This window comes from Flavobacterium urumqiense (assembly GCF_900108015.1).
Taxonomy (GTDB): Bacteria; Bacteroidota; Bacteroidia; order Flavobacteriales; family Flavobacteriaceae; genus Flavobacterium; species Flavobacterium urumqiense.
The window spans coordinates 1-12,763 of sequence record NZ_FNVP01000014.1 but is presented as its reverse complement, the minus strand read 5'-3'; the positions used below and the strand labels follow the sequence as shown (position 1 = coordinate 12,763).

The following is a 12,763-nucleotide window of genomic DNA, read 5'->3' as shown; positions in this document are numbered from 1 at the left end:
CAACCAAACCTAAATCTCCTCTAAAATAACCTTTAATAAAATGAATAAAAAAATAGCAGTTCTTATTTGTATTTTCTTTTCCATAGCAAGTCAAAGTCAAAATTTAAAGTTAGAAGAAATAATGAAAGGCGATGCTTTTATTGGCGTTCAGCCAGTAAATGGGCGTTGGTCATTGGATGGAAAAAAAGTTTATTTCGAATGGAATCCAAATAATGAATTTGGATTATCTACTTATTTTTGGAAAAATGGTTCTTCAAAACCGGAATTGGCCTCTTTAAAAGAAGCTGAATTTTCTAAGTTTGATTTCAAGGAAAACAAAGCCTCAGATTTATTTTATTATATTGATAAAGGAAGGTTATTTTCCTACTCAGCTAAAAATAAGGTTTCTAAAAAACTGTATCAACAGAGTGGTTCAATTTCGAACTTGCAGTTGGGTTTTGAAGATGGGATTGTATTTTTTGAGCAGAATGAAAATGTATTCAAATACAATACTAAAGAGGGAACAATAATTCAAATTACTAATTTTAAGAAAGGAAAAGCGGTTGATGCTGATACCGATACCGATTCTTTTTTGAAAAATCAGCAGAATGAACTGTTTCAATTTGTGCGGGATCAAGAGGCCAAGAAAAAATGGAATCTGGTAAAAACAAATGCTGTAAAATCGGATTTTCCAAAAGGATATTATTATGGAAAAAACGCTTTGGAAAGTATAAAAATAAACCCAAATGGAAATTATGCGACTTTTAGATTGACAGAACAGCCAGATACAAAAAGCGAAAAAATGGAAGTTTTCGTTACTGCTGATGGGTACAATAAAACGCCTGATACTAAGGAAAAAGTATCTATAAATAATTTGGTAAACACTAAATTTGGAATTTACAATATTGCTAAGGATTCTGTTTACATGGTAAATTTTTCATCATTGAGTCATATTCAAGATGCGCCAAAATATTTGAGTTTGTATGAAAAATCAAGTAACAAAGAAAAAGCGGATAAACTAATTGTTGTTCAGGAACCTGTTTATAATCAAAATGGTTCTTACGGAATTGCTGAAATAAGAAGTCAAGATAATAAGGATAGATGGTTGGTGAGTCTAAATTTAGAAAAAGGAACTTTTGAGGAAATTGAACACCAACACGATGAAGCATGGATTGGCGGACCCGGAATTCCTTCAGATTCTTTTGATTCGGGAACACTTGGATTTCTTGGTGACAACCAAACCATTTATTTTCCATCAGAAGTAACGGGCTATTCTCACTTATACACTTATAATTTAAAGTCAAAAAAGAAAATACAACTCACTAAAGGGAATTGGGAAGTTCGTAATGTGACTTTGTCAAAAGATAAAAAATCATTTTATTTAACGACCAATACAACGCATCCAGGAAATAGAAATTTCTATAAACTGCCTGTTTCAGATGGTGTTTTACAGCCACTTCTTACTAAGGATGGCGCACACGAAGTAAGTTTATCTCCAGATGAGAATACTTTATTGGTTCGTTATTCTTATAAAAATAAACCTTGGGAACTGTATGTTGCCGAAAATAAAAAAAATACAAATCTTAGCCAAATTACAAACTCAACAACCGAAGCATTCAAAGCATATTCTTGGCGCACACCAGAGGTAATTACTTATAAAGCACAAGACGGAACTTTAGTGCATGCCAGATTATACAAACCACGAACGGACAAAGCAAATAAAGCGGCGATACTCTTTGTTCATGGTGCAGGTTATTTACAGAATGCCCATAATTATTGGAGTAATTATCACAGAGAATACATGTTCCATAATTTATTAGTGGATTTAGGTTACACTGTTTTAGATATAGATTATAGAGGAAGTGATGGATATGGTCGTGACTTCAGAACCGGAATTTATCGATTTATGGGAGGAAAAGATTTAACGGATCAGATTGACGGAAAAAATTATTTGATTCAAAACTACGGAATAGATGCTGGCAGAGTTGGAATTTATGGCGGTTCATACGGTGGTTTCATTACGCTTATGGCAATGCTTACTACTCCCAAAGAATTTGCTTCGGGGGCTGCATTGCGTTCAGTGACGGATTGGGCGCATTATAATCATGGATATACAGGAAATATTCTTAATTTCCCGGAAACCGATCCAAATGCCTATAAAAAAAGCTCTCCAATTTATTTTGCAAATAATTTAGAAGGAAATTTATTGATGCTTCATGGAATGATTGATGACAATGTGGAGTACAAAGACATCGTTCGTTTATCACAACGTTTTATAGAATTAGGAAAGAAAAAATGGACTTTAGCAAGTTTCCCGGTTGAATCTCATGGTTTTAAAGAAACCTATTCTTGGGTTGATGAATACAGCCGTATTCTTAATTTATTCAACAATACGCTTCTTGAAAAATAGAGTAAGTAAAAACTACTCTTTTTTTAGTGAATCTGTATGAAATAATTTTAAATTTGCATTTATTAAAAACAACACAACACAACATAACAACTATAATGAGCAATACAATTACAACAACTGACTTTAATTTTCCTAATCAAAAATCAGTTTACAGAGGTAAAGTAAGAGAAGTTTATAATATTAATGATGAACTTTTGGTTATGGTTGCTACAGACAGGCTTTCCGCTTTTGATGTAGTTTTGCCAAAAGGAATTCCGTACAAAGGTCAAATCCTAAATCAAATTGCTACTAGATTCATGGAATTGACGCAGGATATTGTTCCTAATTGGTTAATTGCAACTCCTGATCCTAATGTTGCTGTTGGTCATTTATGTGAACCTTTTAAAGTTGAAATGGTGATTCGTGGATATCTTTCTGGTCATGCTGCTCGTGAATATGCTCTTGGAAAAAGAGAAATTTGCGGAGTAAAAATGGCAGAAGGTTTAAAAGAAAATGATAAATTCCCGGAACCTATTATTACGCCAACCACGAAAGCAGATAATGGAGAACATGATGCTGATATTTCGCGTTCAGCTATTCTTTCAAAAGGAATCGTTACTGAAGAAGATTATATCGTTTTAGAAAAATTCACAAGAGATTTATTTCAAAGAGGAACTGAAATTGCAGCTAGCCGTGGATTGATCTTGGTTGACACCAAATATGAATTTGGTAAAACCAAAGAAGACATGATTGTCTTGATTGATGAAATTCACACACCGGATTCTTCTCGCTATTTTTATGCTGAAGGATATCAAGAACGTCAGGATAAAGGCGAAGAACAAAAACAATTATCAAAAGAGTTTGTTCGTCGCTGGTTAATTGAAAATGGTTTTCAAGGGCTGGAAGGACAACAAATTCCTGATATGACTGATGAATATATTCAAACGGTTTCAGAAAGATATATCGAATTATATGAAAATATCTTAGGAGAAAATTTTTTAAAGGCTGATATTTCAAATATTGATGAAAGAATTGAGAAAAATGTCTTGGCTTATCTAAAGAGTAGAAAATAAATCTAAAAATAGATTCAATAAAAAACCGCAATTCACACTATGAATTGCGGTTTTTTTTTATGAGTAATACCCATCCTAAAATCTTTTTTTAATGACATTCGTAATTTTTAATTTTAAGATTGTTGCTTATTTTGATTTTTTAATTTGAGATTCTTAACAATTAATCCATTCTTCAACAGATATTTTTTGCACTAATTCTGCATTTAAATCAAATGGAATTTGATCCATCTTTTTAAATCGGATGCAACCTTTTCCCATATCTAATTTTTGGGAGCTAAGTTCGATGACGATCTGATTCAGCAGTTCTTGGTCGGTATAGATTCCTAGAAGAGAAAAATGCAATTGGTGCCAACGCATTAAAATATATCGAAATAGCGAACGCAAAAGATGCTGTTGTATTTTTGAAATTACCAGAATCAAAACTAATTGCAAGTTTTTAATAATTTTATTGAATTTTAAAAAAGCGTCACTGTAATAGACTGCCCCCAAAAAGTTACACACTATTTGGGGTATTTTTATGGAAAGAAATAGATACAAGATTCGATAAAACTAAAGTAAATAAAAAAGTCAAGATTTCAATTTCTGTTAATGGCCTTTATCTAAACTTTATGGCATTGTCTAAATTATCAAATCAAGATAATAGTACCTTTTTTTTCAGTAAAATTAAATTTCTAACGACTATAATCCTAAATAAATTATAATAGCGATATTGGTTTTTTTTAACATTCTAGTCGTTTTTTGATGCATATATTTTTTTACTTTTGTTCGCAAATGAAACAAACAGTATTTATATTATATTTTTTTACCTTACTGCTTACAGGAGGAAATAAAATGCAAGCGAATTTGTATAAAAGTACTTTTGTTTCAATTTCAAATTGTAATCTTCCATCAATAGAACAAGATCAAATTACTATTTTACATCATTCTTACTCATTGATTGAATATAGTGATTTTGACTTAGATGAAGAATTTTCTCATTGCGATAATCATGAAGATGGTAAAACAAATAAATTATTCCAAGTAAAACACTCTTTGCTTGCTAAATGGTATTTGTCTTATGGTGATTCTCTTGAAAATCCATATTACCACAATGTTTTTTATAATTGTGAGCCTATCAGAGGCCAATCTACACCAATCTACATTACAAATAAAGTGTTAAGAATCTGATAATCAATTGATATTATTTGTTACTGATTAGTATTGCCTTTTTTAAGTGATACTTATTTATTTTCTTGAATGGCTTTTGTGCCAATTCCAGGCAACTTTACGTATTTGTTACCTCCAAAAGGAATCGTTGAATTCCACAAATCAATTGCTTAATTACTATTTTAAATCATGAAAAAAATTGCTGTGTTTACGGGCTTAATGGCCGCGTTATTTCTTGTTAGTTGTAACTCAAAAAAGGAAGAAAAAGAAGAAGTTACTAAGTTTACAGTTACTAATCCTTTACGAATAGATACTTGTTTTACTAAACAGTATGTTACACAAATTAAATCAATAAGAAATATTGAGATTCGTAATCAAGAAAAAGGATATCTGCAAAAAATTTATGTTGATGAAGGTCAGTATGTAAAAGCTGGTCAAATATTGTTTCAAATTATGCCAACACAGTTTCAGGCTGAATTACTAAAAGCACAGGCAGAAGCTAAAGGAGCCGAGATTGAATTACAAAACACTAAAATTTTAGTGGATAAAAAGATAGTTTCAAAAAATGAACAGGCTTTGGCAATGGCAAAACTAGAACAAGCTAGAGCCGAAGTTTCTTTGGCAAAATTACATTTATCATTTACTGAAATCAGAGCTCCATTTTCTGGAACTATTGACCGTATTCCATTAAAATTAGGGAGTTTGGTTGACGAAGGTGCATTGTTAACTAGTCTGTCAGATAACAGTCAGATGTTTGCTTATTTCAATGTTTCTGAACCAGAATATTTGAATTATCAAACAGATGTTAAAGATCGTGGCGAAACTAAAGTAGGTTTACTTTTAGCAAACGAACAACTTTTTAAATATAAAGGAAATGTAGAAGTTATTGAAAGTGAATTCAATAGTGAAACAGGAAATATTTCGTTCAGGGCTAGGTTTCCAAACTCAGATAAATTGCTAAAAAATGGAGAAAGTGGGGAGATTCAGATGATAGTACCACAACATAATGCTTTAGTAATTCCTCAAAAAGCAACCTACGAAATTCAGGATAAAAAATATGTTTTTGTAGTTGATAAAAACAATGTTGTGAAATCAAGAGAAATAACCATTACAGGAGAAATGCCAGACCTTTATGTAGTAAAAAGCGGTATTACTGAAAATGAAAAGATTCTATTGGAAGGTGTTCAGAAAGTAAAAGAGGATGATAAAATAAAGTATGCCTTTCAGAAACCATCAGAAGTACTGAATCATTTGAAATTAAAAGCAGAATAGTCGTAATCCTAAAGATAAAGAAATGTTTAATAAATTTATAGAAAGACCAGTATTGTCAATAGTGATATCACTGATGATAGTATTACTTGGGATTTTGGCTATAACCCATTTGCCAGTTACTCAATTGCCGTCTATTTCGCCTCCAAAAGTAAATGTCACAGCGGAATATCCTGGAGCAAATAATGAATTGTTGATTAAATCAGTTGTAATTCCTTTAGAAAGAGCTATTAATGGTGTTCCAGGAATGAAATATATAGCATCTGATGCCGGTAATGATGGGGAAGCTTCAATTCAAGTAATCTTTAATTTAGGAACTGATCCTAACCAAGCTTCAATAAATATTCAGAACAGGGTTGCGTCAGTAGTTAATAAACTACCGCCACTTGTAGTTAGAGAAGGAGTAAAAATTACTCGTGAAGAGTCTAACAATTTGATGTACATTAACTTGTATAGCAAAGATCCGACAATGGATCAAAAATTCTTATATAATTTTACAGATATTAATATTCTTTCAGAACTTAAGAGAGTTGATGGAGTAGGTGATGCAGATATTGTGGGTAACCGAGATTATGCGATGCGCATCTGGCTGAAGCCAGACAGAATGTTAGCGTATAAGATTTCTGCTGATGAAGTAATGGAAGCTTTATCCCAACAAAGCTTAGAAGCTTCGCCGGGTAAAACCGGAGAAAGTTCGGGAAAACGCTCTCAAGCATTTGAATTTGTTTTGAAATATTCTGGACGTTTTACCACTAAAGAACAATATGGAAATATTATTTTAAAATCCAATCCAAATGGTGAAATTCTGCGACTGAAAGATGTTGCCAATGTAGAATTCGGAAGTTCGATGTACGATATTTATTCGAATTTAAACGGTAAACCTTCTGCAGCCATAACAATAAAACAATCGTATGGAAGTAATGCTTCTCAAGTAATTAAAGACGTAAAAGCAAAATTAGCAGAAATCAAGAGTACCTCATTCCCTAAAGGGGTAGATTATGAAATTAGTTATGATGCATCAAAATTTTTAGATGCCTCTATCGAAAAAGTAATTCACACCTTGGTTGAAGCTTTTATTCTGGTAGGATTAGTAGTATTCTTATTTTTAGGTGATTGGCGTTCTACTATTATTCCAGCAATCGCAGTACCTGTTTCACTTATTGGAACATTTGCATTCATGCAGATTTTTGGAATTTCGATAAATCTGGTTACATTATTTGCGCTTGTTTTAGCTATTGGTGTTGTAGTTGATGATGCCATTGTTGTCATCGAGGCAGTACATGCTAAGATGGAAGAAGAGCATTTAGGTCCCCTCAAGGCTACTAAAAAGGCAATGCACGAAATTAGTGGGGCTATTATAGCCATTACCTTTTTGATGGCGGCAGTATTCATTCCTGTTGCATTTATGTCTGGTCCGGTAGGTATCTTTTACCGACAATTTTCTATCACAATGGCAACAGGTATTATTTTGTCTGGCGTTGTGGCATTAACACTTACGCCTGCTCTTTGTGCTATGATGTTAAAAAATAATCACGGTGTTGCAAGAAAGAAAACTCCGTTAAATAATTTTTTAGATGGATTTAATGATAAATTCAATCAACTTACTGGAAAATATACAGGGATACTTAATAAAATTGTAAATCGAAGAACATTAACATTTGGTGTTTTAATCAGTTTTTGTCTAGGAATATTTTTTTTAAATAACAGTCTTCCATCAGGATTTATTCCAAATGAAGACCAAGGAATGTTCTACGCTATTATACAAACTCCTCCAGGATCTTCTTTAGAAAGAACCAATGATGTAGCTTTAAAACTTCAAAAAATTGCAGAAAAAATTGATGGTGTTAAATCTGTATCAGCATTGGCTGGATTTGAAATTTTAACTGAAGGAACAGGAGCCAATTCAGGAACCTGTTTAGTTAACCTAAAAAGTTGGGAAGACCGCAAGCATTCTGTTGATGAGATCATGAAAGAACTCGAAGAAAAATCAAAAAATATTACAGGTGCAACTCTTGAATTTTTTCAACCACCAGCGGTGCCGGGTTATGGGGCAGCGGGCGGATTTGAATTGCGTTTGCTTGATAAAGCAGGCTCTGGCGATTACAAGAAAATGGAAAAGGTAAACAATGATTTCGTAAAGGAATTGAATAAACGATCAGAATTAGCATCGGTGTTTAGTTTCTATAGTGCAAGTTTCCCGCAGTACATGATGAGAATTGATAACGATATGGCCCAACAAAAAGGTGTTACTATAGATAATGCCATGAACACGCTTTCTACATTGGTTGGTAGTAACTATGAAATTAGTTTTATTAAATACGATCGCCAATATAAGGTTATTGTTCAAACATCTCCAGAATATAGGGCGTTACCAGAAGATATCTTGAAGTTGTATGTCAAAAACAATCGTGATGAAATGGTTCCGTTTTCGGCGTTTATGCATATGGATAAAGTTTACGGTTTATCAGAAATCACACGTCACAACATGTATAATGCCGCCGAAATAAGTGGTCAATCTGCGTCTGGCTACAGTAGCGGAGAATCTATTAAAGCGATCCAGGAAGTGGCAGAAAAAACTTTACCAAGAGGATTTGGTATAGATTGGGCAGGAATATCTAAAGATGAAGTTGGTCGTGGTAACGAAGCGATATTTATTTTCCTGATTTGTTTACTGTTTGTTTATTTAGTTTTAGCAGCGCAATACGAAAGTTTTATTTTGCCTTTTGCAGTCATATTATCTCTTCCTGCAGGTATTTTTGGGTCATTTTTATTACTTTCAATTTGTGGTTTAGAAAACAACATTTATGCTCAGGTAGCTTTTGTAATGCTTATTGGGTTGCTTGGTAAAAATGCCGTTTTGATTGTTGAATTTGCCGTCCAAAAGCATGAAGCAGGTGCAACAATATTAGAAGCAGCTTTGGAAGGTGCCAAAGTTAGATTCCGTCCCATATTAATGACCTCATTTGCATTTATTGCTGGATTAATTCCATTAGTATTTGCATCAGGTCCAGGTAAAATAGGGAATAGAACCATTGGTTCCGCTGCTCTTGGAGGAATGCTTTTAGGAACTGTTTGTGGTGTATTAATTATTCCGGGATTGTATTACATATTTGGTAGTATTGCGGCAAAAATTAAATTAGTCAAAAAACAAAACAATAATCCATTAACCGAAGAAATCGATCATAATGAATAAAAATAAGTTACAAAGCTTTGTTATAATGTTGAGCACTTGCCTTAGCATAATTAGCTGTAAAGCCCCGTCGGTAGCATCATCAACGGCAAATAGTACTGTTCCTGAAAGTTATGGCAGTGGTAAAGACTCAATTAATGTGTCAAAGGTTACTTGGCACAACTATTTCAATGATAAAAACCTAGTTGATTTAATCGATATTGCCTTAAAAAACAATCAGGAATTAAATATTACTTTGCAAGAAATAGAAATTGCTAAGAATGACATCCGAGTTAGAAAAGGAGCCTTATTACCTTCAGTTGGCTTGAGAGCTGGGACAGGAGTGGAAAAAGTGGGAAGATATACCAGCCAAGGGGCTGGTGATGCTTCTACTGAAGTTGCTCCAGGAAAAGAATTTCCAGATCCTCTTACTGATTTTAATTTGAGAGCTTATGCCAACTGGGAAGTAGATATTTGGAAAAAACTACATAATTCTAAGAAAGCAGCTGTAAGCAGGTATTTATCCACAATTGAAGGCAAAAATTTTGTTGTTACTAATCTTATTGCCGAAGTAGCTGATTCATATTATGAATTGTTAGCTTTAGATAGTCAACTAGAGATAGTAAAACAAACTATTGAATTGCAAAATAATGCCTTAAATATTGTAAAAGTTCAAAAAGAAGCAGCAAGAGCAACTGAACTTGCGGTTCAAAAATTTCAAGCAGAGGTTTTGTCATCAAAAAGTATGGAGTTTGAAATCAATCAAAAAATCGTAGAAACGGAAAATAGAATCAACTTTTTATTAGGGCGATATCCAGAAAAAATTAAGCGAGATAAAAATGTCTTTTTGAATTTTTCTACAATAGCTATAAAGTCTGGAATTCCGTCACAATTATTAGAAAATCGTCCAGATGTCAAACAAGCTGAATTAGAATTGACAGCAGCAAAATTAGATGTAAAAGTCGCTCGTGCTGAATTTTATCCGTCACTTGATATTTCTGCAGCCTTTGGATTACAAGCGTTTAAAACATCTTATTTAGTGAAATTTCCTGAATCTTTACTGTATTCTTTAGCTGGGGATTTAGCAGCACCGCTTATTAATAGAAATAGAATTAAAGCAGAGTTTTACAATGCCAATTCACGCCAACTTCAGGCAATGTATAACTACGAACGTACTATCCTAAATGCGTATTTGGAAGTTTCGAACCAACTATCGAAGATTAGTAATCTAGAAAAGAGTTATAGTATAAAATCGCAACAAGTTGATGCTCTTAACAAGTCTATTGATGCTTCTAATGCATTGTTTAAGTCAGCTAGAATAGATTATTTTGAAGTTCTTATGACGCAACGTGATGCATTAGATTCTAAAATGGAATTGATAGAAACCAAAAAAAATCAGATGAATGCTTTTGTACATGTGTATAGAGATTTAGGAGGTGGTTGGAGATAAAATAAACCTATAATGAAGAAGCCGAGCATAATTGCCCGGCTTCTTTTATTAAATATAAAGCAGATAAATTTATTGACAGCTAAAAATTACTTGAAATAAGAAAAGGTTTCTTCATTTTCCAATTTCAATAAGGTCTCATAAATCAATTTAATGACATTTTCTACATCATCACGGTGTACCATTTCAACGGTTGTATGCATATAACGCAAAGGCAATGAGATCAAAGCCGAAGCTACACCGCCATTACTGTAAGCAAAAGCATCGGTATCTGTACCGGTAACACGAGAGGAAGCCAATCGCTGGAACGGAATTTCTTTAGCCATAGCAGTTTCTAAAATCAGTTCTCTCAAATTATTCTGAACAGCCGGCGCATAAGTAACTACAGGACCTTTGCCGATTTTTGTATCACCTTCAATTTTCTTTTCGATCATTGGAGTAGTAGAATCGTGGCAAACATCAGTAACAATTGCTACGTTTGGTTTGATAGTTTTAGTAATCATTTCTGCACCACGAAGACCTACTTCTTCCTGAACAGAATTCGTGATGTACAATCCAAAAGGAAGTTTTATTTTATTTTCGTGTAACAAACGAGCCACTTCAGCAATCATAAACCCACCCATACGGTTGTCAATGGCACGACAAACAAACTTATTTTCGTTCAAAATCATGAATTCATCAGGATATGTAATCACACAACCAACATGAACTCCCATTTTATCGACTTGCTCTTTAGTTTCACAACCAATATCAATAAACAAGTTATCGACTTTAGCCACTTCTTCTTTACTTCTATTTCTAGTGTGGATAGCTGGCCAGCCAAAAACACCTTTTACAATTCCGTTTTTAGTGTGGATATTGACACGTTTTGAAGGAGCAATCTGATGATCTGAACCACCATTTCTAATTACATAGATTAAGCCGTCTTCAGTAATATAATTTACATACCAAGAAATTTCGTCTGCATGACCTTCAATTACTACCTTGTATGGAGCATCTGGATTTATAATTCCTACAGCAGTACCGTATGTATCGGTTATAAAAGTATCAACATAGGGTTTCAAATAATCCATCCATAATTTTTGCCCGCCACTTTCATATCCTGTAGGCGATGCATTATTAAGATAGTTTTCTAAAAAGTCAAGTGATGACTTTTTTAATATTGATTTAGCACTCATAAAGTTATTTTTTGCTAAATTATAAATTTGGCATCACAGTTGCATTAATAATGTATAATTTTGGCAATTAAATTTTTCAACCAATGAAGATCGGTATACTTTTCTTTTTTTTACTTTTTACAACTATAGAAGTTAATGCTCAAATAACCCCAAAAGATACTACCAAGATGGGTTATGTATTAACTGAAAACGATTCAATACTAAATGACACCATACAATTACCCGAATTAGTAGTCTTTAAAGAGAAACTCGACCCTGAAGCGAAAAAGCAATTTATGATTCTTCAAAACAGAGTTTATAAAACCTATCCTTATGCAAAACTGGCTTCGGAGCGATTGATTGTTCTTAATAAAGGAATGGCAGCACTTCATACAAATAAGGAAAAGAAGAAATACTTTAAGATAGTTGAAGATTACCTTAGTAATGAATTTGAATCCAAGCTCAAAAAGCTGTCCCGTAAGCAAGGTCAAATACTCGTAAAGTTAATTCATCGTCAAACCGGTATAACAACATATGATCTAGTCAAAAACCTTAAAAGTGGTTGGAAAGCTTTTTGGTCTAACACAGCGGCTAGTATGTTTGATATCAATTTAAAGACAAAATATGCTCCTTACGATGTCAACGAAGACTATTTAATAGAAACAATATTGGTAAGAGCTTTCGAATCTGGAAGATTGCAAAATCAAAAACCTGCAGCTCCTGTAGATTATGACAGCTTAACGGATTCTTGGTTGTCAAAAGCACAAAAAATAAATTAGAGTACCATTTGGGCGTTCCCGCTTATAAAAAAAGAGGCTATTATCAATAAGGGTATTAGCCTCTTTTTTATAAACGGTCGGGCTATTCGTTACAAGTCCTCATAAAGTTGCGTTTCACTTCACTTTCTTGTGGGCTTTCCGCTGCTATCCCTAACGCGCGCAGCGTTTCATCGAATTTTTGATTTCTACGAAGGAACAGTCCTAATGCCCACTATTGATTTGTTCTCCTATATAGGAGTGAAAGTGTATACTAACAGTACTACATTTCTGCGACCAATTGTATAATGATTAGCATCAATCTATCCATTTTGTCACCCTTTCCTTCGGAGAGGGCCGGGGAGAGGAAAACACTTTC

At 33.4% G+C, this 12,763-nt stretch carries 9 protein-coding genes; 7 read left to right on the top strand and 2 right to left on the bottom strand.

Annotation, left to right across the window (positions count from 1 at the left end; genetic code table 11):
- Window positions 1-40 precede the first annotated feature (40 nt).
- Together C4S35_RS13790 and C4S35_RS13785 are read left to right on the top strand one after the other, a co-directional pair.
- Complete coding sequence (locus C4S35_RS13790) at window positions 41-2,389, top strand: S9 family peptidase (protein ID WP_104000737.1); 2,349 nt, start codon at window positions 41-43, stop codon at window positions 2,387-2,389.
- A 95-nt stretch (window positions 2,390-2,484) separates the two neighbouring features.
- The gene (locus tag C4S35_RS13785) at window positions 2,485-3,441 is read left to right on the top strand and encodes a phosphoribosylaminoimidazolesuccinocarboxamide synthase (RefSeq protein ID WP_104000736.1); all 957 of its coding nucleotides are present in this window, start codon (window positions 2,485-2,487) and stop codon (window positions 3,439-3,441) included.
- Window positions 3,442-3,594: 153 nt separating this feature from the next.
- On the opposite strand, the gene C4S35_RS15855 is transcribed toward C4S35_RS13785, so the two are convergent.
- Window positions 3,595-3,873, bottom strand: a complete 279-nt coding sequence (locus C4S35_RS15855; protein WP_208618886.1) for a DUF1801 domain-containing protein — start codon at window positions 3,871-3,873, stop codon at window positions 3,595-3,597.
- A 339-nt stretch (window positions 3,874-4,212) separates the two neighbouring features.
- On the opposite strand from C4S35_RS15855, the gene C4S35_RS13775 reads away from it, so the two are divergent.
- The 4 genes from C4S35_RS13775 (at window position 4,213) to C4S35_RS13760 (ending at window position 10,475) form a co-directional block, all read left to right on the top strand.
- Window positions 4,213-4,608 (top strand): hypothetical protein, encoded by a 396-nt coding sequence (locus C4S35_RS13775; RefSeq protein WP_104000734.1) that lies wholly within the window; start codon window positions 4,213-4,215, stop codon window positions 4,606-4,608.
- A 168-nt stretch (window positions 4,609-4,776) separates the two neighbouring features.
- Window positions 4,777-5,859: an efflux RND transporter periplasmic adaptor subunit gene (locus tag C4S35_RS13770; protein WP_104000733.1), complete on the top strand. Its 1,083-nt coding sequence runs from the start codon at window positions 4,777-4,779 to the stop codon at window positions 5,857-5,859.
- Window positions 5,860-5,881: 22 nt separating this feature from the next.
- Window positions 5,882-9,049 carry an efflux RND transporter permease subunit gene (locus C4S35_RS13765; RefSeq protein WP_104000732.1) on the top strand — a complete coding sequence of 1,056 codons (3,168 nt, stop codon included), beginning with the start codon at window positions 5,882-5,884 and terminating at the stop codon, window positions 9,047-9,049.
- Complete coding sequence (locus tag C4S35_RS13760; RefSeq protein ID WP_104000731.1) at window positions 9,042-10,475, top strand: TolC family protein; 1,434 nt, start codon at window positions 9,042-9,044, stop codon at window positions 10,473-10,475. The genes C4S35_RS13765 and C4S35_RS13760 overlap by 8 nt, the downstream gene beginning before the upstream one ends.
- Before the next feature lie 86 nt (window positions 10,476-10,561).
- Here the strand turns inward: C4S35_RS13760 and C4S35_RS13755 are convergent, their stop codons facing one another.
- On the bottom strand, window positions 10,562-11,650 hold the full coding sequence (locus tag C4S35_RS13755) for a M42 family metallopeptidase (protein ID WP_104000730.1): 1,089 nt from the start codon (window positions 11,648-11,650) through the stop codon (window positions 10,562-10,564).
- An 83-nt stretch (window positions 11,651-11,733) separates the two neighbouring features.
- On the opposite strand from C4S35_RS13755, the gene C4S35_RS13750 reads away from it, so the two are divergent.
- Complete coding sequence (locus C4S35_RS13750) at window positions 11,734-12,408, top strand: DUF4294 domain-containing protein (RefSeq protein WP_104000729.1); 675 nt, start codon at window positions 11,734-11,736, stop codon at window positions 12,406-12,408.
- Window positions 12,409-12,763: the final 355 nt, after the last annotated feature.